Source organism: Snodgrassella sp. W6238H11, assembly GCF_016100525.1.
Taxonomy (GTDB): Bacteria; Pseudomonadota; Gammaproteobacteria; order Burkholderiales; family Neisseriaceae; genus Snodgrassella; species Snodgrassella alvi.
On record NZ_JACFSH010000001.1, the window covers coordinates 280,448 to 303,349 of the forward strand.

Here is a 22,902-nt window from a genome sequence, read left to right on the forward strand (position 1 = left end):
ATGAAACTAATCTGGTGTAATTCTTACCTACATTAATATTGCAGGATATTCAATTAAACCATAGTCAGATTTATCATTGAAATGAAGATGAATGTCTGATTAATTATTATTAAATTAGTTATAATAGAAGATATTAATATTAATTTATGTGTTCAAATAAGTTTTTATCTTTCATTGCAGATAACTCCGATTTAAAATTTATCTAAGTATGGCTATTCGTGTTTATTAGATAATGAGTAATCTAGTGATTTACCTGCATTTCCTCGATAACACTTTCTATAATCTGATAAGCCAGTTTAGCTGCATCTAATTTTTGATTGATAGAATTTTGATCATCATTATCAGGATTATTCTTATAATTAATTGTAAAAGAGTATAAGTAGGAAACTTTCCAATTATTAGTAAAATCATGAGTTATATAGCATTTTAAATCATAATCAGTCGGGCAATTAATAACAAGAGGTTCCGTTACAGATGGTAACCAACCGGGATTGGGAACGGTTATGACATTATAGTAGTGATCAAAAAACTTAAACATTTGTACTTGATTATCAAATTTTAAATTTTCAATCAATTCAGTGTGATGATTCACTATTTCATAATTTAATTTTTCTTCTTTAGTATAAATATATTTATTATTCAGATCGTCTTGAAATTGTTGCCATGGACTTTTAGTATTCTTATCTTTTTTTATCAGTTCGAATTCAAGCCATTCAAATTTTATTTGTCTGGTTGCCGGATTTTCGCAATAGCTGGCCATTTTTTTTGAAACCGGATGTTGGCATAAAGTATTTAAATCAATATTTATTTTACCAATGGAGTCGATTAAAGTTGGTTGAGAAGCTGAAAATTGCCTGCAAAAATTCTTTTCAGCAATATTAAAAATATAATCTTCTAACTTAGGAGCAAGGCTTCTAATCCAAAATGATGGATATTTGGAGATCGGGTAAATACGTAAGTTAATATCTTCTGATAAAGCCACTAATCGGCCATTTTGTTTGCATTCACTGTCTGGACGGTTTTGCCAGTATTCTATTAACGCCGGAGCAACAAGATAGGCTGGCCAGAAAAAGGTACATAAGAATGGCAAAACAATATAAACAATAACAGAATAAAATTTTTGCTTAATGCCTTGAAAATGAGCCGTGAAGGACTGACAGTAGCGAAGAATAACTGGAAAAAGTGCTCCTGTTATTGAAAATAAAAAAACATAGAAGTCAGCAAATATCAGGCTGAAAACTAACCATCCGGCAATAATAATGGCAAAGCCTATTTTGATAAATTTATAAATTTTTCCATAAACAATTATCAGGGTAGGAAGAAAAACGATGTAGAAAAAAGGCAGTATAAATATCCATACAAAAACATAACTATCAGTGTGATAATAAGGATGATCCATGTACAGGCTCACTAAAAATATCTTTTTAAAATTATATTGACCCTGTTATTAATATAAATTAATTATTTTATTTAAAACAAATAATATTGATATATTGTGTATTTATATCAAATTATTGGTAGGTTAATTTGTAAATATGAACTCTTTTGACAAGGATAAATAAATTTCTGGTAATTTTTTTACTCATCCAGATGCTTAGATTAAGAGTAAAAATATTTAATATTGGAATAATGTGATTGTTAAACGCAGCTGCTCAAGTAATGTTATATATTTCATAAATTAAGATTGATTTATAATTAAGCATACAGACTAAGTGCGTGGTTACATGTATTCAGATAGTTTTTCATGTAGCAAATGACTTTTTATTTCTTTTTGTTTTTATTTTCGCGTAGTTATATTTACTAAGAGCGATTTGTGTAAAATATTTGTACTTTAATTTATTATTGATGATTTAAGCATATTAAATATATATTCTGTAATTTTAACTATTTAAAGTAATAACAACAGATGTTAAAGCAAGTTGAGGTTGTTTCATCTGATTGTTTCACCTGGTTTGTGGCTTTGGTATAACCTTTTATGCTGGTTTTTAGTTACAATAAAGTGCTTGTTTAGATTGCACTGAACAAGATTTATTTTGCCTTTAAGTTTTGCTGTGGCTGGCAGTTGCGGATGGTTATGACTTATCAAGTATTGGCACGAAAATGGCGACCAAAAAAGTTTGCCGATTTAGTAGGACAGGAGCATGTAGTCAGGGCGTTGTTAAATGCGCTTGATAAAGGACGTTTGCATCATGCTTATATGCTTACGGGGACTCGGGGTGTAGGTAAAACCACCATTGCCCGTATTCTGGCCAAAAGCCTGAATTGCCAGCATACTGAACATGGTGAGCCATGTAACCAATGTGATTCTTGTCGCCAGATTGATGCCGGCCGTTTTGTTGATGTGCTGGAAATTGATGCTGCTTCCAATACAGGAATTGATAATATCCGCGAAGTACTCGAAAACGCACAATATGCGCCAACGATGGGGCAGTATAAAGTCTATATCATCGACGAAGTGCACATGTTGTCGAAAAGTGCTTTTAATGCCATGCTCAAAACTTTAGAAGAGCCGCCTGAACATGTGAAATTTATTCTGGCGACAACAGATCCGCAGAAAGTACCGATTACGGTTTTAAGCCGGTGTCTGCAATTTGTCTTGCGCAATCTGAATAGTACTCAGGTACATGATCATCTGGTTTATGTATTACAGCAGGAACAAATTGCTTATGAAGATCCGGCATTATGGCTGTTAGGCCGGGCTGCTGCCGGCTCAATGCGTGATGCACTCAGTTTGCTTGATCAGGCTATTGCCATTGGTTCAGGAAAGGTGACTGAATCTGATGTGCGGAATATGATTGGTGCGGTTGATAAAAGTTATTTGTATGCGCTTTTGGAAGCCTTGGCTGTACGGGATGGTCAGGCATTACTGGCTAAAGCGGAGGAAATGGCCAGTTGCGCGGTAGGATTTGATAGTGCGTTAACTGAGCTGGCTCTGTTATTACAGCGTTTAACAATACTGCAATCTGTTCCGTCAGTCGGCGCTGATGATCCTGAGTATGCGGCTTTAACCCGTTTTGCGGGTTTGTTTTCAGGAGAGCAGATTCAATTATATTATCAGTGTGTATTACGAGGTAAGGCAGATTTGCCGCTTGCTCCGGATGAGAAAGCCGGGTTTGTCATGACCTTATTGCGGATGCTTGCATTTGCACCTCTGGCTGCACTGAATGCACAACGTTTGCATGGACAAATCGACGGTACACAGTTGCATAATGTGTCAGTAAATAATAAGCAGATGGATAATATACCAACTGTTTCTGAAGAAAATAGTCCAGTTTCAGTATCTGAAGCACTGTCAGAGACAGCATCTGATGCAACTACTGAAGTACCGGTAACATTAGAAACTGAAATAATCGAAAAAAAATCTTCGTCGATAACAGTTGCTGATAGCAAGATATTAAATGATTCTTCACCTGCTTTGCAGGAATCTCAGTCTGTAACGATTAGCGATGAGCCTCCGCCACCCTGGGAAACAGGTGTTGATGACATATCCTGCAGGGCTGTGAGTGTGTTTGAGTCTATAGAATCAGTCAATGCAAATGCGGTAGAAAAGTATGATAAAAATACGGATATATCCGCAGAAAAGCCCAGAGATGATCAGAATTTATCTCTGGTAAAAAAGGCTTTTCCGCCATTGACGGCAGAGAACTGGCCGGAAATTTTAACTATGCTGGCACATCGTCTCGGTGCAGTACAGTTGTTCAGTCAGCATACGGCGATTGTTGCTTATGATGAAAATAGTGGTGATTTAACTATTGCTCTGGCTGAGCAGGGTGAGCCGACAGCCAATCGTGAGTTACTAAACCGGCTGGCTGAATCGTTGTCAGAAGTTTATCAACGGCCGATACATCTGCATACCTGTAGCTGGCAGGAACAGAGTATGCCGGAAACACCGCAAATGCGTCAGCAGCGATTACATGCAGAACAACAGCAGCAGGCAAAGACAGTGTTAGAAGCCCAGCCCGCTGTAAAAATGCTGATGGAAACTTTTAATGCAGAATGGATACCGGAAAGTTTACATCTGGATAAAGAATAATTGCCATTATTTGTTTAATTTTTTCTCTCTATTTAATTGACGTGTAAGGAAGATATTATGTTTGGAAAAGCAGGTTTGGGTGGTTTGATGAAGCAGGCGCAACAGATGCAGGAACGTATGAAAAAGGCGCAGGCTGATCTGGCTAATGTAGAGGTGGAAGGTGAATCTGGGGCTGGTATGGTTAAGGTAACCATGAATTGTCACTATGGAGTAAAACGTATCCATATTGATGACAGTTTGCTTGCAGATGCTGCTGATGACAAAGAGATGCTGGAAGATTTGATTGCAGCTGCGGTTAATGATGCCGTACGTAAAGCTGAATCAACTTCTTCAGAACGTATGAGTCAGTTTACTCAGGGTATGAATTTACCAGCAGGTATGGGAGATTTATTTAAATAATTACGCCAATAAAAAAGGGTAACGGTTACGTTACCCTTTTTTATTGTTTTTAGTTTAAGTTGTTATCATTAAAACCTTTGTTATCTGCTTAGTAATGAAACTAAGCAGATAAAATGTTATATTAAAGTTCAGAAGTCAGTATGATAAGTGATCCGGATTAGTCTGATGGTAATCTTACATGGTATACAAATGTCAGGTTGGGTAAGGTGAAGATATTTGGTCTGAGTTGGTAAAGCCAGTTCCGTTTCTTCCGGCCTGATGAGAGCTTAAATACATGAGAACTATATATAAAATAATCTATAGTTTTTATGGAATAGATTCGGGCAGTCAATCAGTGAAAACGGGCTGGTTTTATATATGACTTAAGAGTTTGTTACAGGTAAATAATGAGTACAAAACAAGTGGACGCATTTAGCCGCTTAACCAATGCATTAAAAGTATTGCCTAATGTTGGTCCTAAAACAGCGCAGCGCATGGCTTATGAATTATTACAGCACCAGCGTCAGGGCGCAGAAGAGCTGGTGGAAGCAATTCAAGCTGCTTTATTACAGGTACAGCATTGTCGTTTATGTAATACTTTTTGTGAAGGTGAATTGTGTGCAATTTGTTCTGATGAGCAGCGTGACACCAGGCGATTAATGATAGTACAAATGCCGGTAGATGTAGCCAGTATGGAATCAGCACATTGCCATGATGGTATGTATTTTGTATTGATGGGACAGGTTAGTCCGGCTCAGGGAGCAGATTTGCAGGCCATTGCTTTGGATAAACTGGTAACGCGATTACAGCATCATGAAGTAGATGAGATTATTATTGCTACCAATTTTACTGCTGAAGGAGATGCTACTGCGTATGTGTTGGCACAATTACTGGCTGAGTTTCCGGCAAAAGTTACGCGTCTGGCGCGAGGTATGCCACTCGGAGCAGAACTGGAATACATAGATGCGGGTACTCTGGCTCAGGCTGTTTATGAACGCCGTAATGTAAAGTAAACAGTATAATTTACAGATAAAATCGGCTTAATGGCAGAATGGAGAATAAAAATATCACTAGGAAAGATTAAGCCCGTTACAGATTCATTTAAAAAATTAGACAGAGTAATTTTAGCAATTACTCTGTCTGTTGTTTTGTGGTTGTATTTCTGATTTATTTATCAGGCGGTGGCGGATTCGCTTAGAAATAGCTGATAAGCGGCATTGTGAGTTTGTTCCTGATAGATATAACCCACATTATCCAGAAATGCATAGAATTTTACTGCATCAGCCGGTGGAATATTCAAACCAACCAGTACGCGACCGAAATCGGCTCCATGATTGCGATAATGGAACAAAGTAATGTTCCAGTCGGATTGCATATGTATCAGAAAACGTCTCAGAGCACCCGGTCGCTCAGGAAATTCAAAACTAATCAGACGCTCATTAGCAACTTTGCTGGTACGACCACCTACCATATATCGGATATGCAGTTTGGCCATTTCGTTATGGGTGAGATCTAGAGCCGGTAAACCATTGTTGTTCAGTTCCTGTACGATAGTCTGTAAATCAGCAGTATCATTGCTTTGAATACCAACAAATATATGGGCTTTCTGGTCATCACCATAGCGATAATTGAATTCGGTAATATTTCTGTTACCGATTAAATCAATGAAAAAACGAAAGCTACCGGGTTTTTCCGGGATGGTTACCGCAAAAATTCCTTCATGTCCCTCTGTCAGTTCACAGCGTTCAGAGACGTGGCGCAGTTGATGGAAATTCATATTTGCACCGCTGGTTACTGCGATTAGATTTTGATGCTGACATTGATTCCGGGCAATATAGGCTTTTAATCCGGCAAGAGCCAGTGCACCGGAGGTTTCAGTAATACTGCGGGTATCATCGAAAATGTCTTTAATTGCTGCACAAATACTATCGGTATCTACAATAATAATGTCATCCAGTAAGTCTTTGCATAGTGTGAATGTTTCTTCACCTACCAGTTTAACTGCAGTACCATCCGCAAACAAACCTACTTCTTTAAGTTCTATGCGTTTGCCAGCAGCAATAGATTGCTTCATAGCACAGGCATCTTCAGTTTCTACGCCGATTACTTTGACCTCCGGACGTACATTTTTAATGTACGCTGCCACTCCTGCAGCCAGCCCGCCGCCGCCAATAGCAACAAATACAGCATCAATAGGTTTTGGGTGCTGGCGTAATATTTCCATACCGATGGTACCCTGTCCGGCAATGACATCCGGATCATCAAATGGTGGAATATATGTGAGGCCACTTTGGGCAACCAGCTGCATGGCATGGTTGTAGGCATCATTGTAGGACTCACCGGCCAGTACTACTTTGCCACCGCGTTTTTTTACAGCATCGATTTTAATTTGTGGTGTGGTCTGAGGCATAACGATAGTTGCTTCACAACCCAGTTTTTGTGCTGAAAGCGCTACGCCCTGAGCATGATTGCCAGCCGAGGCCGTGATGACACCTTTTTCCAGGGCATTTTTATCCAGCTTGGCCATTTTGTTATAGGCCCCGCGGATTTTGAAAGAGAATACTGGTTGTAAATCCTCCCGTTTCAGCCAGATGTGATTGTTGAGTCGATCTGACAGATTAGCAGCATAATCCAAGGGTGTTTCAATGGCCACATCATATACTGCGGCAGTAAGAATGCGGGTAAGGTAGTTTGTGTGATTGTTCATAATGTAGAATGAAATAACTGATTTTATTTTGCAGATTATCTGCTTAACTGAATTAATCAAAAATTAACGATAACGCGGCTGTTTTTTTTATGCAAGTAAATTTGCCAATATTGCTTCTCTTGTGCAGACTACTGTTTATAATAAGCGGTTATGGAAATGATTAATTGCGGTTAATTCAGATTTAAATTAGATAATAGAAATGATGAGAAATTTTTTTCGCTGGCTCGTTACAGCTTTACTGATGTGCATTTTATTACCGGCACATGCTGTAACTATGCCTGAAATTAATGCTGCTGCATATGCAGTGGCAGATCAGCAAAGTGATACAGTTCTGGCTAGCCGTGATAAAGATGCCCGGATTGAACCTGCTGCACTGACAAAGCTAATGACAGCTTATCTGGTATTAGATGCTTTGCATACGGGTAAACTGAAAGCGCAGCAACCGCTGAAAGTTTCCGCTACCGGCTGGCAGGTAGATGGTAGCCGGATGTTTTTACAGCAGGGTGTTCCGGTAAATGTGGAAACGGTTGTGCAGGGTATGCTGGTTATCTCAGCTAACGATGCAGCAATTACGCTGGCTGAAGCTGTGAGCGGAAACGAAAAAGCTTTTGTGCGCAAGATGAACGCTGAGGCGCAAAAAATGGGACTGACAAATACCAATTTTGTCAATTGCACCGGATTACCGGCAGAGGGACAATATAGCAGTGTGGGGGATCTGCTGCTGCTGGCTCAGGCTTTGGTGCGCGATTTTCCGCAATATCAGAGCTGGTTTGCTAAAAAATCTTTTGCTTATAATGGTGTTACTCAGTTAAACCGTAATTTGCTCCTATTCAGAGATGATCAGGTAGATGGTCTGGCAGTCGGCTATACTATACATGGTGGTTACAATCTGGTTGTAAGCAGTAAACGCAATGAACGCAAAATTGTAGCTGTACTTGTAGGAGCTGACAGTAGTGAGGCCAGAGCAGCAGAGGGAAGTAAATTATTAAGCTGGGCTCTGACTAATTTTAATACGGTCAGATTATATCCGGCCGGACATAAAGTAAGTGATATCACTGTTTATAAAGGTGCACACAGGAAAGTAGCAGCAGGTTTTTTAGGTGATGCTTATGTCACTTTGCCTTCTGGTAGTGCTAAACAATTATCTGTAGAGCTGGAGGCTGTTCAACCAGTGGTAGCTCCGGTGTATAAAGGCCAGAATATCGGAACTTTAAAATTGCTCTCAGGTAAACAGGAAATTGCCCGACAGAATGTTGTGGCACTGGAAAATGTGGGTGAAGCAAGCGGGTTTGGTCGTTGGCTGGATGGTATCGCCATGTGGTGGCATAACCTTTTTAACTGATAAAGCCGGCTGCTTTTTGAGAGATAAGCATTTATCTAAGCGGCTAATTAATCAGTTTAAAGGTAATATGTGCTGAATTGATTGATTTGTTTTAAAAATAAACCCATCAGCTGATGGGTTTATTTTTAATTTCAGTTATTCATATGGATGACGGAGCAGAATAGTTTCTTCTCGATCAGGACCTGTAGAAATCATGGCAATCGGAGCACCGCAAATTTCTTCAATACGTTTCAGATAGGCTTTAGCATTGTCTGGTAGTGCATCGTATGATTTCAGACCAAAAGTGCTTTCCTGCCAGCCCGGCATTGTTTCATAAATAGGCGTACAGGCAGAAACGGCGTCGGAACCACAAGGCAAAATATCTATTTTTTGCCCGTTATAATCATAACCGATACAAATATTAATGCTATCCATGCCGTCCATAACGTCCAGTTTAGTTAAACATAAGCCGGAAATACCATTTACCTGGATAGACCGTTTCATCAGAGCAGCATCAAACCAGCCGCAGCGGCGCGGACGTCCGGTTACTGCACCAAATTCATTGCCGCGTTCTGCCAGACCTTCACCCACGCTATCGAAAAGTTCGGTCGGGAATGGTCCGGAACCAACTCGTGTTGTGTATGCTTTGACAATACCCAGTACGTAATCAAGTTTAGTCGGTCCTACACCAGAACCGACAGCTGCCGCTCCGGCAATGCAGTTAGAGGAGGTGACGAAAGGATAGGTACCGTAATCAATATCAAGGAAAGTACCCTGAGCACCTTCGAACAGCAAGGATTCACCACGGGCATTCATGTCGTTCAGTTCACGGGAAACATCTCCGACCATTGGTTTTATCTGATCGGCCAGTTCCAGAGTCTGCTGGTAAATTTTTTCAGCATCAAGTGCTTCCTGACCATACAGGCCGGTAAGCTGGCAGTTATAAATGGCTACTGCATCTTTAATTTTCTGCTGTAAAACATCAGGATGGAATAAATCCATAATACGAACTGCACGCCGGGCAATCTTGTCTTCATATGCAGGTCCGATACCGCGACCGGTCGTACCGATTTTCTTATCGCCTTTAGCTGCTTCACGGGCATGATCCAGAGCGATATGATAGGGAAGAATTAAGGGACAGGTCGGTGCAATAGTTAATTGTTTGATTACATCAATACCAGCCTGCTGTAATTCAGCCATTTCGCTAAGCAGAGCTTCTGGTGATACGACAACGCCAGAACCAATAAAACAACGTTTACCTGTATGTAAAATACCACTGGGAATCAGGCGCAAAACAGTTTTTTTGCCATTGACCACCAGAGTATGCCCTGCATTATGTCCGCCCTGATAACGTACCACGCCGGAGGCACGTTCAGTCAGCCAGTCTACAATTTTACCTTTGCCTTCATCACCCCACTGGGTGCCGACAACAACGACGTTTTTTGCCATATGGTTTTACCTGCTCATACTAAGGGTTAATTATTGCTACAAAGGAATCAGCTGCCAATGTTGGTTTTGCCATACCAGCTGGCGGTCACATCCTCTGATATCGTTACATTCGGGAGTGTAATCAATAATGACACACTCACCGGCTGAACGCAGTTGCTCTATTTCGGTTTTTGCAGCAGAGGCATCTTGTACGCTGACTTTTATGCCGCGCAGTTTTTCTACCGGAGGCAGATGCCCGATTAAATCACGTAAATCAAAACTAAAGCCGGAAGCAGGGCGGTTACGGCCAAAATATTTACCCAGACCATTATAACGTCCGCCTCGTGCCAGTGCGTCCGGCCAGTCTTCGCTATAGGCGGCAAACAGCAATCCGGTATGGTAGTTGTCTACCCGCAATTCACTTAAATCAATAAATATATTATGGTTTGCAAATGCTGTGCAGATTTGCCGGAGCTGCTGTAATGCTTCACTTATTTCCGGCAGGTCTGGCAGACAGTCTGCGGCAGTCTGCAATACTGTCTGGGTTCCATATAATGCAGGTAAAGCGACGAAAGCTTTAATCCACTGCTCAGAAAGCTGCCATTGTTGTACACACTGCTGAACTGCGGCTGCATCTTTAGCCTGCATCAGCTGTAATAAAGTTGCCGCTTGTTGTGTAGTCAGGCTGGCAGCATTAGCCAGTGTATGAAAAATACCGATATGTCCAAGTGAAAGTGTTGGTTTGGGTACTTTGACAATGGCCAGGCTTTTGAGCATTAAATCAATAAGTTCGATATCGGCTTCGATACCCGCATATCCATATAATTCAGCGCCGATCTGTAAAGGCTCCCGGGTACTTAAAAAGCCGTCAGGTCGTGCATGTAAAACCGGACCGGCGTAACACAATCGGTTAATCCCGCTATTGGCTGACAGCAGATGAGCATCTATACGGGCAACCTGGGGTGTGATATCTGCGCGCAGACCAAGCTGCCGGCCACTAAGCTGATCGACAACACGGATGGTTTTTAGTGACAGCCCTTCATCAATACGGGTAAGTAAGGACTGGCTGTATTCAAGTAAAGGGGGGCTGACAAGTTCGTAGCCATGGACGCGATAAAGTGCTAACAGCTGTTCTTTGGCGCTTTCAAGCTGGCGCGCCGCTGAAGGTAGAATGTCGGCAATATATTCGGGCAATTGCCAAGACTGCATTGGGATTCCTCACAAAATACAAGCCACACTGACCCTGACGGAACAGTGTGACGTGGACGTGGAAAGGCAGCTGAATGTTGTGCCTGAGGTCTTTTAAAATATCACTTTATCACAATTTAACGTTTTTATACCAGAGACAATTAGATTCTGATTACCATTTTACCCAGCCTGTAGCCCAGGTAACTAAAATGATACCGCCAAATATAATTCGGTACCACGCAAAAGGGATATAATTTTTATGAGCAACAAAGCGCAGTAATGCTTTCACTGCTACCAGGGCAGAAAGAAATGCGGCAACAAAACCAATAGCAATCAGCAATAAATCATCCCGGGTAAACTCATGCAGATGCTTAAGCATGTCGTAACCGGTGGCAGCAATCATTACTGGTACGGCCAGAAAAAAAGAAAACTCTGTTGCTGCTTTGCGCTCAATCCCCCAAAGCATGCCGCCCATAATCGTACTTCCTGAACGAGATGTACCGGGAATTAATGCCAGAATTTGCGCCAGTCCGACGATAAGTGCATCGCGAGGCCGCATGTTCTCAACAGTTTTAACTTTCGGTTCGGTACGGCTCTGACGTTTTTCAATCCAGAGAATAAGTAAACCGCCTATTACAAGTGCTGTAGCAACAGTAATTGGATTAAACAGATAATGCTTGATTTGTTCACTGAACAGTAAGCCCATGATGGCTGCGGGAATAAAGGCTATAGCCAGATTAAGAACAAAGCGGTTGGTAGCCGGTTCTTTACCAATATGGGTAATGATATGAGCAAATCGGTGTTTATATTCAAAAACAATGGCAAGAATTGCACCAAGCTGTATCGTAATGTCGAATACTTCACCTGTAGTCTCAAATTTCAGCAGATTACCGACTACTATCAGATGTCCGGTACTGGAAACAGGCAGAAATTCGGTCAAACCTTCTACAATGCCCAGAATCAGGGCTTTTAAAAACAAGACAATATCCATTTTATTTACTGTATTTGTGTATTTAAGCCATGAAATTTATACAAAACAATAGTGTGTTTAAGGTTAAACACACTATTGTTTTGATCGAAGACCAGAGTCTATCGATTGGCAGAGGCTGCTAGTGAAGCACCTATGCTTTTAGGTAGTTTACGTGTGCTTGCAGCATGTGCGCTATTCTCATTGCGTACTTTTTCAATTAGTTCATTCATTGTTTTCATTCCTGCTGCAAATCCTTTCGGAAATTTAAGTACGTATTTGCCGCCTACAATAACAGTAGGTGTTGACGTAATGTTGTATTTTTCGCCCATTTTACGCATGCTGGTGGCCGTAGCTGAATTTTCCAGACTGTTATAGGCTTTTACCAGTTTTTGCCCGTCAAAAGCAGTTTGTTTTATAGCCCACTTGTTAAATACATCAGGTTGCCATAATTCGATGTGTTTATTAAAAATAGCATCAAAGATTAGCGGGTCTGCCTGTAATTTCATTCCGGTACTGTTTACTGCGGCAGCAACACGGGCAAGATTGAAATAAACGTCATCATCCCAGACAACATGAACGGGACGCAGATAGGTATCAGGCGCAAAAGATTTCATTTCTTTAAGCATAAAGGGCTCGAGATGTGAGCAGTGTATACAGCTGTAGGAGAAAAATTCCAGAACTTCTACTTTGTCTTTATGCAGTTGCGGAATGGGTTTATCCAGTACATCATAATCTATTTTTACTATTGCTGCCTGTGCTATGCCAGTGACAAAAGCCATTGCTGTCACCATGGTAGTAATGATTTTTTTTAGCATGTTAATTTCCTGTTATGAAACTGGCTGACTCAGGATGCTGTTCTGGTCAGGCTGTCGATATTATGCTGCTGTAAAGTTTGTTTAATCTGTTTTGCCTGATTCTGACTCAGATTATCAGTCTGAACACGATATTTGATTGTACCGTTCACTTTAGCACTATGTACGCTGCTGTTAATTCCCAGCATCACTAGTTTGGCACGCTGGGCATCAGCATCAGTACGGTTGTTATATGAACCGATTTGTAAAAAAACTTTGTCTTCACTATGCTGCTTTGCTGCTGCACGCTGAGCTTTTTCAATACTACCGTTATTCAGAATTTGTTCCGGAGTTATATCTGTATGACTGACTGGGGGTGCTTTTCTGGGTGTTTTTTCTGGTGTTTTATGTGGTATGGGTGGTTGTGTTGTCGGTGTGTGTTCAATAGTAATGTCATTTTCAATCCCTCCCATATTGACCGGTTGTGAAGCTGGTATAGTCTCCGGGGTTTCAACGGTGGTTCCTGAAGACGCAGGAGTATCAGGAGTAAAGATTTGAGAAGATGCTGTTGTACTATTGGCCGGAGTAAGTATTTCGGGTTGTGGCGGAACAGAAGCAGCGGGATTATCAGGAATTTTAAAATCTGATTTGCTTTTATTCAGGAAGAATAGGATACAGGCAATGATTAAGGTTGCAAGAAGCAAACCTATTATAAAGCTGACAAGCCCCTTACCTGCCTGACGAAGTGGTGTGTACATATGCATGTTAAAAGCCTTTATGTTTGGCATTATATACGGCAAATTCTGTTCAGAACTGGAAGTTATCTATATAGATAACATTATCAATTTCAGTTCTGCTGATATTATAAAGCACGGCGGAAGCTTATGGCGCGTAAAATGTGGCTGGTTTCAACATCATGTATATCATTCATATCTGCTAATGTACGTGCAATACGTAAAATACGATGAAAACTGCGTGCTGACAGCGACAATTTTTCCATCACACTGGCCAGGGTTTGTTTGGCTTCAGGGGTGATTCGGGCTATATCATCCAGTTCACGGTTGCTCAGTTGAGCATTGATTTTACCCTGACGCTGATACTGGCGCGAGCGTGCTGTTTTGACACGCTCACGAATACTGCTGCTGTTTTCACCGTTTGCCTGCTGTAACAGATCACTGGCAGGTAAACTGGGCACTTCAATTATCAGGTCTATACGGTCAAGCAGCGGACCGGAAATTTTATCACGGTAACGGGTTATGGCTTCGGGCGTACAGCGACATGGTTTAACTGGATGTCCGAGATAACCACAAGGGCAGGGATTCATTGCTGCTATCAGCTGGAATTCAGCCGGATAAGTAGCCTGACGTGCTGCGCGTGATATATGAATTTCTCCGCTTTCCAGTGGTTCTCGCAGAACTTCAAGAACTTTCCGGTCGAATTCCGGCAGTTCGTCCAAAAATAAAATACCATGATGTGCCAGTGAAATTTCACCAGGTCGGGGATCGGAGCCACCACCTACCAGTGCAACAGCCGAAGTACTATGATGGGGTGAGCGAAATGGCCGGTTCTGGCGGTATTTTTGCTGTTCGTGAGGCAACAATGACTGTAATGACCAGACACTGACGAGTTCTTTGGCTGTAAGTGGCGGTAAGATACCGGGTAGACGCTGTGCCAGCATAGATTTACCGGTTCCAGGCGGTCCGGACATGAGGATACTGTGACCGCCGGCTGCGGCGATCTCCAGTGCCAGTCTGGCTGTTTGCTGCCCGCGTACATCGGCCATATCAGGATAGTTTGTTTCATCAGGCTGTTGTTGTATAGATTGTACATCAACAGGGGAAAGTGGTTGGTCCTGATTAAGATGAGCTGCTACAGCCAATAATGTATCGGCGCCATAAACATGCGCATCGGGTAACAGGGCAGTTTGAAAAGCATTATCTGAGGGCAGAATAAATGAACGCTGGTGCTGTCTGGCTGCTTCTGCCATGGCGATAGCCCCGCGGATAGGCCTGATCTGACCGGACAGGCCAAGTTCTCCGGCCAGTTCATACTGATGCAGATTGGTACCATCAATCTGACCGGATGCTGCCAGTATGCCGATAGCTATCGGTAAATCAAACCGGCCTGATTCTTTGGGTAAATCAGCAGGTGCCAGATTAACGGTAATTTTTTTAGCCGGAAAGTCAAAACCGGACTGAATAATAGCCGCTCTTACCCGATCTCTGCTTTCTTTAACTTCTGTATCCGGCAGACCAACAATGCTGAATGCAGGTAAGCCGTTGGCCAGATGAGCTTCTACCTCTACAAGTGGTGCTGCCATGCCAGCCAGAGCACGACTATAAACAACTGCCCATGACATGGCGTAATTCCTTAGTCAGACAAATCAGTATGATTATCTGTCGGAGCAACCGGATCGGTGGTTTCATGGTTGTTATTATTTTGTGCTAACAACGCTTCCAGCGCGATCACTCTGCTTTCCAGCTCAGCCAGTTTTTCCCGGGTTTTTAGTAAAACCTGTTGCTGAATATCGAATTCTTCACGTGTAATCAAATCCATCCGGTTAAAAGCACTGCCAAGCATGGATTTAACATTTTTTTCCATATCTTTGATGGGACTGTTACTGATGGTATCGCCGAGTTTATCGCTGATGTCTTCAAAAAATTTTTTGCTGATCATGACCTGAATCCTTTTAATGGCAAGGTAATCAATGTCTGTGATTGTACGGGTGAAACAGTCTGAGATGCAATGCTTATATGCTGTGCTGTTTACGGTGCAGTGAACACAATATTGTAATGCTTGCCGTCAACAGCTAAATCACCAAGAAAGTCATTACGTTCGTCAACACATACGGGCAATACGGCACGGTAAGCTGTCCATACCCCCTGTCCCTGCGGTTTGAAGTCGGTACGATTAAAACCCAGACTCATATTGCGCATGGTGAAATGTATGCTGATTCGTTTTACAGAAGCAGGTACTTTACGCAAGCTGATATCAAAAGGTTTAGTGATATCTGCCGGAGGCGTAAATTGAATGACAGCTCCTCCGGGTAATATGCAGCCGGTACGGACATTACAGTTACTGAGTGTGCTCAAAGCATCGGTACGGGTGTTATGCCAGAAAACTATGCCAATAATAAGCGGAACAGCTATGATAAAAATAATTAGTCCGATGATAACAGCAGTTGATTTTTTTGCGGGCTGATTCATGAGATTGGCTGACCAATATAAATTAAGAAAAATTATCTGGTAATTGCAGTACATGTGGTCGTGAATACACAGAGGTTGTAATACTTATTATTGTTGTTCCATTATGATGCCATGAACACCCAGAGTCATCCAGTCTGGCTGTGCGATGAGCTGAGCGTTTGTTTGCTGTAAAACCATAACGGGTACAGAGGAAGGCTGATTATGCAGCAGATGAAGCAGCAGCTGAATATCTTCATACTGGCCAACCGGCCAGATTATCGCCGCAGCTGCTTGTGCCTGTAGCCACTCTTCACTGTTATGACATATAGCCCAGATAGCGCTGACAGGATGCAGATTCACCAGTTGCTGTAGCTGATCTGCTGGTGTATAAATAATTGATCCTGCTGCTATTCCTGAGTGGTAAGGGTATATTTTTAAGGCAGGTTCCTGCTTTGACGCGGTATAAAAACCTGTATTTAAATTTCCGCTCATATAAGCAGGGATGGCTAATGCGGCCAGAATAGGTGCATTAGCAGGTAATATGGGGGTAACAGTAAGACAACCTGGCTGCTGCCAGCTCCAGCTTTGCTGTTCTCGTGCAGTTAGTTGTCCCTGCCACTGATCGGCAGCAATGCGATAAAATTGCAAATGTACGTGGGCATGTTCGTAACGATGAGTTTTGCTTATCCATGGTGTAGCTGAATTAACGGTTATGCCCAGTTCTTCGGCAAATTCCCGCTGCAATGCCGCCAGCGGACTTTCCCCTGATTCTACTTTACCGCCTGCAAATTCCCAGTACCCCGCATATGCTTTACCTGCCGGACGTGAACTAAGCAGAAATTCACCGCGCTGGTTATAAAGGACACCGGCAACTACTTCGATGAGATTATCCTGCGTCATTTAGCATACTCTGCTACAGCAAAAGCCACTATGTAGTCGTCTTCATCTGTGAGACTCAGATGGATACGGCCAATGTTTTTTTGTTTGAGCCATTGTGCTAATGGCTTTTCAACAATAAATTCAGGCCGGCCGAGTTCATTATGACCAATTCCGATATTGCGTAAGGTCACTGGACTGCGCAGACCGGTATGGACGGCTTTGGCAAAAGCTTCTTTAGCGGCAAAGCGTTTGGCCAGAAACTGTACAGGATGATTGGCTGAAGGCCACTCTAGTGCTTCAATCCGTGACAGCATTTTTGCTGCTACGGCATTGGCACCATAGGTTTTACACATTTTGGCAATACGTTCAATTTTAACTAAATCTGTACCTATGCCGTAAATCATGTTGTTCCTTTTGCTGGTAAAAGGTTAGGTTAATAAGGAAGGCTGCGTGCACGGAAAATAGTGGTCTTCATTTGTTCAATGGCTTGTGGTAAGCCGATGAAAATAGCCTGAGCAATCAGGGCATGACCAATATTCAGTTCGTTTATAGCCAGAATTTTAGCAATAGGGGTGACATTGTGAATATTCAGACCATGGCCGGCATTAACAATTATGCCCATTTCACTGGCCTGATGAGCTGCTTCTTCGATTCGTGTCAGCTGCTGCCGGCGCTGATGCATTTCAGGTGCATCAGCATAAGCACCGGTATGCAGCTCAATAACTGGTGCACCGACTTCCTGACAGGCCTGTATCTGCCGGCTATCAGCATCAATAAACAGTGATACGCGTATTCCCGCAGCTGTCAGTTTCTGGACATATTCTGCTACTTTATCCTGTTGTGACAGAACATCCAGTCCGCCTTCTGTGGTAATTTCCTGTCTTTTTTCCGGTACGATACATACGTCGGCAGGCTGAACAGCCAGAGCGTTGTCAAGCATTTCCGGGGTAAGTGCCATTTCCAGATTAAGACGGGTGCTGATGGCATTTTTTACGGCAAATACATCAGCATCATGAATATGGCGGCGATCTTCACGTAAATGCATGGTAATCAGATCGGCACCATGTGTTTCGGCAAGCAGTGCTGCTTCCAGCGGGCTAGGATAGATACTGCCGCGAGCGTTACGTACTGTTGCCACATGATCTATGTTTACGCCAAGTAACATAAGTTTTTACCTAGTGCTGAGTTAAATGGATATCACGATACTTTACCTTTTTCCGGCGGTAAAGATAACCGGTTTAACTTTATTTATCTGCAAATAAATCGTTGTCAAAAAGGTCTGGATTGTGTTCCGGTGTATCGGTTCGAAGATGGCAGACCAGATGCAAATCGGTTTTTACCTGACAGCAGCAGGGAAGTATCTCTCCCGGGGCGATAAAGGCCAGCGGCTGTTCTGCATAACTGACCTGCCCGGATAGCAGTTTGAGCCGGCATGAACCACAATAACCGCTGCGACACTGATATTCAACTTCATGTCCGGTACGTTCCAGACCTTCCAGCAGGGTTTCATCCTGCTGAAGAGTGAATGTTTTGTCGCAGGTGGTGATTAAGCTCATTTTAGCTGAAGCTGCTCCGGTAGGTTTTGTTGAAAACTGGGTTCAGACAGAAATTTTAAAGTTCAAAATCGCTTAAGTCGTCTTCATTAAGTTCGGCATCAATCTGACCAACCAGATATGAGCTGACTTCTACTTCCTGTGGTGCTACCTGAACATTGTCGGAAGACAACCATGCATTAATCCACGGAATGGGATTTTGTTTGGCATGTTCAAAAGCCGGCGGTAAGCCTACAGCCTGCATACGCAGGTTGGTGATATATTCGACATACTGACCAAGAATATCTTTGTTCAGACCAATCATGGATCCGTCTTTAAATAAATATTCTGCCCAGTCTTTTTCCTGTATGGCAGCACGACGGAAAAGCCGGAAACATTCTTCTTCCGTTTCAGCCGCTATCACCGCCATTTCCGGATCATCTGCACCGGTACGCATCAGGTTAAGCATTTGCTGAGTGCCAGTGAGGTGTAAAGCTTCATCACGGGCAATCAGTTTGATGATTTTGGCATTGCCTTCCATCAGTTCGCGCTCAGCAAAAGCAAAGGAGCATGCAAATGAAACATAAAAGCGGATTGCTTCCAGTACATTGACACACATCAGGCATAAATACAGCTTTTTCTTCAGTTCATGTAAATTGATTACAATGGTTTTACCGTTAATCTCATGTTCACCTACGCCCAGTAAGTTGTAGTACTGGGTATATTCGATTAAATCATCGTAGTAACAGGCAATTTCTTCAGCACGGGCAATAATGTGCTTGTTTTGTACAATATCATCAAACACAACCGAAGGATCATTCACGATATTGCGGATAATGTGAGTGTAACTGCGTGAATGAATGGTTTCAGAAAAAGACCATGTTTCAATCCATGTTTCCAGCTCAGGAATAGATACTAGAGGCAGTAAGGCAACATTAGGACTGCGCCCCTGAATGGAATCAAGCAGGGTCTGATATTTCAGATTACTGATAAAAATATGCTTTTCATGCTCTGGTAAATTGGCATAATCGATGCGATCACGCGATACATCTACTTCTTCAGGACGCCAGAAGAATGAAAGCTGTTTTTCAATCAGTTTTTCGAATATATCAAATTTCTGCTGGTCATAACGGGCTACATTAACCGGCTGTCCGAAGAACATCGGTTCTGTCAGGGCATTATTCGGTTTTTGACAGAATGTACTGTAATTCATAGACAGATGTTCACAGGCCATGGCGATACTCTTTATTTAATTAATGTAGAAAAAGGAGATAAGGGTGCTGATGCCCCCTTGTTTAATCAGATTTTGCAAGCACCGCTGGCGCAACCGTCATCCTGAATACTGGTTTGCATATCATCGGCACCATCACGGGTATTCTGGTAATACAAAGTTTTCAGACCAAATTTATAGGCTGTCAGCAAATCTTTGATTAATTGCTTCATCGGGACTTTTTGTCCTTCAAAACGCTGCGGATCGTAATTGGTATTGGCGGATATCGACTGGTCAATAAATTTCTGCATAATACCGACTAAATGCAGATAACCTTCATTATTTGGCATATCCCAGAGCAATTCATACTGGTTGTGCAGACGTTCGAATTCCGGTACTACCTGTTTAAGAATACCATCTTTGGACGCCTTGACAGATACCAGCCCGCGCGGTGGTTCAATACCGTTTGTAGCATTGGCAATCTGGCTGGATGTTTCTGATGGCATAAGTGCCGTCAGAGTGGAATTACGCAGACCGTGTTTAACTATATCGGCACGCAATGATTCCCAGTCCAGATGCAAAGGTTCCTGACAGATTTTATCCAGATCTTTTTTGTATGTATCAATCGGTAATAAACCCTGAGCATAAGTAGTATCGCTGAATTTAGGGCATGCTCCCAGTTCCTGTGCCAGTTTGACAGAAGCTTTCAGCAGATAATACTGAATGGCTTCAAAAGTCCGGTGGGTAAGGTTTATGGCAGAACCATCACTGTATTTAACGCCATTTTTGGCCAGATAGTATGCAAAGTTAATGACACCAATACCTAATGTCCGCCGGTTCATGGTAGCCAGTTCAGCTGCTTTGATAGGGTAGTTCTGATAATCCAGCAAAGCGTCCAGAGCACGGGTAGCCAGCTCGGCCAGTTCTTCGAGTTCTTCCAGACTTTCCAGTGCACCCAGATTAAATGCTGAAAGGGTACAGAGAGCTATTTCTCCCTCAGGGTCTTTAATGTCATTTAATGGACGGGTAGGTAAAGCAATTTCCAGACACAGATTTGACTGACGAACCGGAGCCAGCTTCGGGTCAAACGGGCTATGGGTATTACAATGGTCGACATTCTGAATGTAAATGCGTCCGGTACCGGCACGTTCCTGCATTAATAATGAAAATAAATCCACTGCTGGAATACTGCGGCGATTGATGCTGTTGTCTTTTTCGTATAAAACATAAAGACGTTCGAATTCGTCCTGATCTGCAAAAAATGCATCATATAACCCCGGGACATCTGAAGGCGAAAACAGACTGATATTTTCACCTTTAATCAGGCGGGTATACAGCAGGCGATTAATTTGCACACCGTAGTCAAGATGCCGTACGCGGTTTTCTTCAACTCCGCGGTTGTTTTTCAGTACCAGCAGATTTTCTACTTCCAGATGCCACAAAGGATAGAACAGGGTAGCAGCACCACCGCGGACACCGCCTTGTGAGCATGATTTCACAGCTGCCTGAAACATCTTGTAAAATGGAATACAGCCTGTGTGCTGTGCCTCTCCGCCACGGATTTCGCTGCCCAGTGCACGGATCCGGCCGGCATTAATGCCAATGCCTGCGCGCTGAGAAACATACTTCACAATTGCACTGGTAGTAGCATTGATGCTATCAAGACTATCATCACATTCAATCAGCACGCAGGAAGAAAACTGACGGGTCGGGGTGCGAACACCTGACATAATTGGTGTTGGCAGGGAAATTTTAAAAGTACTGATGGCATGATAGAATTTTTTTACATAAGTCAGTCTTGTAGCCTGAGGGTAACGGGCGAACAGGCACATTGCTACCAGCATGTATAAAAACTGCGGACTTTCAAAAATTTGTTTGGTAACACGGTTCTGAACCAGATATTTGCCTTCTAGCTGTTTAACTGCAGCATATGAGAAAGTTAAATCACGGTTATGTTCGATGCAGTCATTCAGTTCATCAAATTCTGTACGAGAATAATCTTCTAAAATATGTTTATCGTACTTACCTGATTCTGTCAGCTTACTCACATGATCATACAGGTGAGGCGGCTCAAACTGGCCGAAAGCAATTTTACGCAGATGAAAGATAGCTAAGCGGGCTGCCAGATACTGATAATCCGGTGTTTCTGTGGAAATCAGGTCGGCTGCTGCTTTAATAATGGTTTCGTGAATATCGTCAGTACGAATACCATTATAAAATTGAATGTGTGAGCGCATTTCGACCTGAGATACGGATACATTATCCAGGCCTTCTGCAGCCCAAGTAACGACCTGATGAATTTTATCCAGATTGATGTCTTCCAAACTACCATTACGTTTGGTTACTTTAAGGTTGGCAACCGCATTCATGAGTTATTCTTTCTAGCATAATTAACGCAGAAAAAAACAGTGCCAACACAAAATGTAGTGGTCAACTGTTATTCCAGACACAATATACTGGTTTTTTGCTTTAAAAAAAAGACTTGTCAAAACTGACTATATCCGCTTCTTGATAATGGTTGGGTTAAGTGAAGTAATGATTTTTGTTGATTGACAAGTAGTTTGCTTTGATTTGTCTCAATTTGAATAAAATTGTAAAAAAAATTATTAATTTTTTTGTTTTATTAGTTTTTTTATATCAGGGGATAAGTTTATGCTGTATATATCTACATTTACAGGAAAAAAGAAAAACTGCCTAAAATATAAGCTCAGCACAGCTTTGTTTAATTTCAGGCAGCAATGACAACGATTAGTATCTAGTGTTGCAATAGTGACTCATCTAGTTTTAAATCATTGTTATAATTGATACTAATTTGATTTTCAAGAACTGTTCGGGCAATGGACTTGGCTTCTTCGAGTGAGTGCATGGTATAGCTGCCACACTGGTAGCGGTTAAGTTCAGGTATGCGGCTCTGATCAGTTACCGCAAGCACATCCTGCATAGATTCCGCCCAGGCTTTGGCCACAGTTGCTTCATCTGGTGTTCCGATTAGACTCATATAAAAACCAGTGCGACAACCCATTGGTGAGATATCAATAATTTCCACTTGATCACTGTTAAGATGGTCGCGCATGAATCCGGCAAACAAATGTTCAAGAGTATGCATGCCTTTTTCAGGCAGTATAGTCTGATTCGGTTTGCAGAAGCGTAAATCAAATACAGTAATATCATCTCCTTTAGGTGTGGTCATATTCTTAGCCACACGTACTGCCGGAGCGTGCATACGGGTATGGTCTACAGTAAAACTGTCGAGTAATGGCATGATGATTCCCTCGTAATT

21 protein-coding genes are annotated in these 22,902 nt (G+C 42.2%); 4 read left to right on the forward strand and 17 right to left on the reverse strand.

Annotated features, from left to right (window positions below; all coding sequences use genetic code 11):
• Positions 1–241: 241 nt before the first annotated feature.
• Positions 242–1,399, reverse strand: coding sequence for a hypothetical protein (locus tag H3V00_RS01235; RefSeq protein ID WP_025330419.1), 1,158 nt, complete (start codon positions 1,397–1,399; stop codon positions 242–244).
• Positions 1,400–2,074: 675 nt separating this feature from the next.
• Here H3V00_RS01235 and dnaX point away from each other — a divergent pair.
• The 3 genes from dnaX (at position 2,075) to recR (ending at position 5,424) form a co-directional block, all read left to right on the forward strand.
• Positions 2,075–4,033: a DNA polymerase III subunit gamma/tau gene (gene dnaX / locus H3V00_RS01240; protein WP_198206638.1), complete on the forward strand. Its 1,959-nt coding sequence runs from the start codon at positions 2,075–2,077 to the stop codon at positions 4,031–4,033.
• 57 nt (positions 4,034–4,090) lie between these two features.
• Positions 4,091–4,432: a YbaB/EbfC family nucleoid-associated protein gene (locus H3V00_RS01245; protein WP_025330421.1), complete on the forward strand. Its 342-nt coding sequence runs from the start codon at positions 4,091–4,093 to the stop codon at positions 4,430–4,432.
• 386 nt (positions 4,433–4,818) lie between these two features.
• Positions 4,819–5,424 (forward strand): recombination mediator RecR, encoded by a 606-nt coding sequence (gene recR, locus H3V00_RS01250; protein ID WP_025330422.1) that lies wholly within the window; start codon positions 4,819–4,821, stop codon positions 5,422–5,424.
• Between the two features lie 161 nt (positions 5,425–5,585).
• On the opposite strand, the gene ilvA is transcribed toward recR, so the two are convergent.
• Positions 5,586–7,118 carry a threonine ammonia-lyase, biosynthetic gene (ilvA, locus tag H3V00_RS01255; RefSeq protein ID WP_025330423.1) on the reverse strand — a complete coding sequence of 511 codons (1,533 nt, stop codon included), beginning with the start codon at positions 7,116–7,118 and terminating at the stop codon, positions 5,586–5,588.
• A gap of 199 nt (positions 7,119–7,317) precedes the next feature.
• Here ilvA and H3V00_RS01260 point away from each other — a divergent pair, with 199 nt between their 5' ends.
• Positions 7,318–8,460, forward strand: coding sequence for a D-alanyl-D-alanine carboxypeptidase family protein (locus H3V00_RS01260; protein ID WP_232335901.1), 1,143 nt, complete (start codon positions 7,318–7,320; stop codon positions 8,458–8,460).
• Positions 8,461–8,595: 135 nt separating this feature from the next.
• On the opposite strand, the gene H3V00_RS01265 is transcribed toward H3V00_RS01260, so the two are convergent.
• From H3V00_RS01265 to luxS, 15 genes are all read right to left on the reverse strand, one after another.
• Complete coding sequence (locus tag H3V00_RS01265; RefSeq protein WP_198206637.1) at positions 8,596–9,888, reverse strand: adenylosuccinate synthase; 1,293 nt, start codon at positions 9,886–9,888, stop codon at positions 8,596–8,598.
• 36 nt (positions 9,889–9,924) lie between these two features.
• On the reverse strand, positions 9,925–11,076 hold the full coding sequence (locus H3V00_RS01270; protein ID WP_100125313.1) for an ATP phosphoribosyltransferase regulatory subunit: 1,152 nt from the start codon (positions 11,074–11,076) through the stop codon (positions 9,925–9,927).
• A 151-nt stretch (positions 11,077–11,227) separates the two neighbouring features.
• Positions 11,228–12,046 (reverse strand): undecaprenyl-diphosphate phosphatase, encoded by an 819-nt coding sequence (locus H3V00_RS01275; protein ID WP_198190153.1) that lies wholly within the window; start codon positions 12,044–12,046, stop codon positions 11,228–11,230.
• A gap of 98 nt (positions 12,047–12,144) precedes the next feature.
• The gene (locus H3V00_RS01280) at positions 12,145–12,840 is read right to left on the reverse strand and encodes a thiol:disulfide interchange protein DsbA/DsbL (RefSeq protein ID WP_025330427.1); all 696 of its coding nucleotides are present in this window, start codon (positions 12,838–12,840) and stop codon (positions 12,145–12,147) included.
• Between the two features lie 29 nt (positions 12,841–12,869).
• Positions 12,870–13,580, reverse strand: coding sequence for an SPOR domain-containing protein (locus tag H3V00_RS01285; RefSeq protein ID WP_025330428.1), 711 nt, complete (start codon positions 13,578–13,580; stop codon positions 12,870–12,872).
• 98 nt (positions 13,581–13,678) lie between these two features.
• Entirely contained in the window at positions 13,679–15,175 is a 1,497-nt protein-coding gene (locus tag H3V00_RS01290) for a YifB family Mg chelatase-like AAA ATPase (RefSeq protein ID WP_198206636.1), read from the reverse strand.
• An 11-nt stretch (positions 15,176–15,186) separates the two neighbouring features.
• A complete protein-coding gene (locus tag H3V00_RS01295) occupies positions 15,187–15,492 on the reverse strand; it encodes an accessory factor UbiK family protein (RefSeq protein ID WP_078475299.1) in 306 nt (101 codons plus the stop codon).
• 89 nt (positions 15,493–15,581) lie between these two features.
• Positions 15,582–16,022, reverse strand: coding sequence for a hypothetical protein (locus H3V00_RS01300; RefSeq protein ID WP_198206635.1), 441 nt, complete (start codon positions 16,020–16,022; stop codon positions 15,582–15,584).
• 87 nt (positions 16,023–16,109) lie between these two features.
• Positions 16,110–16,901 carry an NUDIX domain-containing protein gene (locus H3V00_RS01305; protein WP_198206634.1) on the reverse strand — a complete coding sequence of 264 codons (792 nt, stop codon included), beginning with the start codon at positions 16,899–16,901 and terminating at the stop codon, positions 16,110–16,112.
• Positions 16,898–17,284, reverse strand: a complete 387-nt coding sequence (gene acpS / locus H3V00_RS01310; RefSeq protein ID WP_025330433.1) for a holo-ACP synthase — start codon at positions 17,282–17,284, stop codon at positions 16,898–16,900. Before acpS ends, H3V00_RS01305 begins: the two co-directional genes overlap by 4 nt.
• Positions 17,285–17,313: 29 nt before the next feature.
• Positions 17,314–18,045: a pyridoxine 5'-phosphate synthase gene (gene pdxJ, locus H3V00_RS01315; RefSeq protein WP_084551631.1), complete on the reverse strand. Its 732-nt coding sequence runs from the start codon at positions 18,043–18,045 to the stop codon at positions 17,314–17,316.
• Positions 18,046–18,124: 79 nt separating this feature from the next.
• Positions 18,125–18,436 carry a class I ribonucleotide reductase maintenance protein YfaE gene (gene yfaE / locus H3V00_RS01320; RefSeq protein ID WP_025330435.1) on the reverse strand — a complete coding sequence of 104 codons (312 nt, stop codon included), beginning with the start codon at positions 18,434–18,436 and terminating at the stop codon, positions 18,125–18,127.
• Between the two features lie 55 nt (positions 18,437–18,491).
• Positions 18,492–19,625: a class Ia ribonucleoside-diphosphate reductase subunit beta gene (gene nrdB, locus H3V00_RS01325; RefSeq protein ID WP_025330436.1), complete on the reverse strand. Its 1,134-nt coding sequence runs from the start codon at positions 19,623–19,625 to the stop codon at positions 18,492–18,494.
• Between the two features lie 86 nt (positions 19,626–19,711).
• Complete coding sequence (nrdA, locus tag H3V00_RS01330; protein WP_025330437.1) at positions 19,712–21,991, reverse strand: class 1a ribonucleoside-diphosphate reductase subunit alpha; 2,280 nt, start codon at positions 21,989–21,991, stop codon at positions 19,712–19,714.
• A gap of 386 nt (positions 21,992–22,377) precedes the next feature.
• Positions 22,378–22,884, reverse strand: a complete 507-nt coding sequence (luxS, locus tag H3V00_RS01335) for an S-ribosylhomocysteine lyase (protein ID WP_084563444.1) — start codon at positions 22,882–22,884, stop codon at positions 22,378–22,380.
• Positions 22,885–22,902 lie beyond the last annotated feature (18 nt).

Bases quoted from the DNA above. Each gene is read 5' to 3' on its own strand.
- H3V00_RS01235 (WP_025330419.1), bottom strand. From the start codon at position 1,399: ATGGATCATCCTTATTATCACACTGATAGTTATGTTTTTGTATGGATA.
- dnaX (WP_198206638.1), top strand. From the start codon at position 2,075: ATGACTTATCAAGTATTGGCACGAAAATGGCGACCAAAAAAGTTTGCC.
- H3V00_RS01245 (WP_025330421.1), top strand. From the start codon at position 4,091: ATGTTTGGAAAAGCAGGTTTGGGTGGTTTGATGAAGCAGGCGCAACAG.
- recR (WP_025330422.1), top strand. From the start codon at position 4,819: ATGAGTACAAAACAAGTGGACGCATTTAGCCGCTTAACCAATGCATTA.
- ilvA (WP_025330423.1), bottom strand. From the start codon at position 7,118: ATGAACAATCACACAAACTACCTTACCCGCATTCTTACTGCCGCAGTA.
- H3V00_RS01260 (WP_232335901.1), top strand. From the start codon at position 7,318: ATGATGAGAAATTTTTTTCGCTGGCTCGTTACAGCTTTACTGATGTGC.
- H3V00_RS01265 (WP_198206637.1), bottom strand. From the start codon at position 9,888: ATGGCAAAAAACGTCGTTGTTGTCGGCACCCAGTGGGGTGATGAAGGC.
- H3V00_RS01270 (WP_100125313.1), bottom strand. From the start codon at position 11,076: ATGCAGTCTTGGCAATTGCCCGAATATATTGCCGACATTCTACCTTCA.
- H3V00_RS01275 (WP_198190153.1), bottom strand. From the start codon at position 12,046: ATGGATATTGTCTTGTTTTTAAAAGCCCTGATTCTGGGCATTGTAGAA.
- H3V00_RS01280 (WP_025330427.1), bottom strand. From the start codon at position 12,840: ATGCTAAAAAAAATCATTACTACCATGGTGACAGCAATGGCTTTTGTC.
- H3V00_RS01285 (WP_025330428.1), bottom strand. From the start codon at position 13,580: ATGCATATGTACACACCACTTCGTCAGGCAGGTAAGGGGCTTGTCAGC.
- H3V00_RS01290 (WP_198206636.1), bottom strand. From the start codon at position 15,175: ATGTCATGGGCAGTTGTTTATAGTCGTGCTCTGGCTGGCATGGCAGCA.
- H3V00_RS01295 (WP_078475299.1), bottom strand. From the start codon at position 15,492: ATGATCAGCAAAAAATTTTTTGAAGACATCAGCGATAAACTCGGCGAT.
- H3V00_RS01300 (WP_198206635.1), bottom strand. From the start codon at position 16,022: ATGAATCAGCCCGCAAAAAAATCAACTGCTGTTATCATCGGACTAATT.
- H3V00_RS01305 (WP_198206634.1), bottom strand. From the start codon at position 16,901: ATGACGCAGGATAATCTCATCGAAGTAGTTGCCGGTGTCCTTTATAAC.
- acpS (WP_025330433.1), bottom strand. From the start codon at position 17,284: ATGATTTACGGCATAGGTACAGATTTAGTTAAAATTGAACGTATTGCC.
- pdxJ (WP_084551631.1), bottom strand. From the start codon at position 18,045: ATGTTACTTGGCGTAAACATAGATCATGTGGCAACAGTACGTAACGCT.
- yfaE (WP_025330435.1), bottom strand. From the start codon at position 18,436: ATGAGCTTAATCACCACCTGCGACAAAACATTCACTCTTCAGCAGGAT.
- nrdB (WP_025330436.1), bottom strand. From the start codon at position 19,625: ATGAATTACAGTACATTCTGTCAAAAACCGAATAATGCCCTGACAGAA.
- nrdA (WP_025330437.1), bottom strand. From the start codon at position 21,991: ATGAATGCGGTTGCCAACCTTAAAGTAACCAAACGTAATGGTAGTTTG.
- luxS (WP_084563444.1), bottom strand. From the start codon at position 22,884: ATGCCATTACTCGACAGTTTTACTGTAGACCATACCCGTATGCACGCT.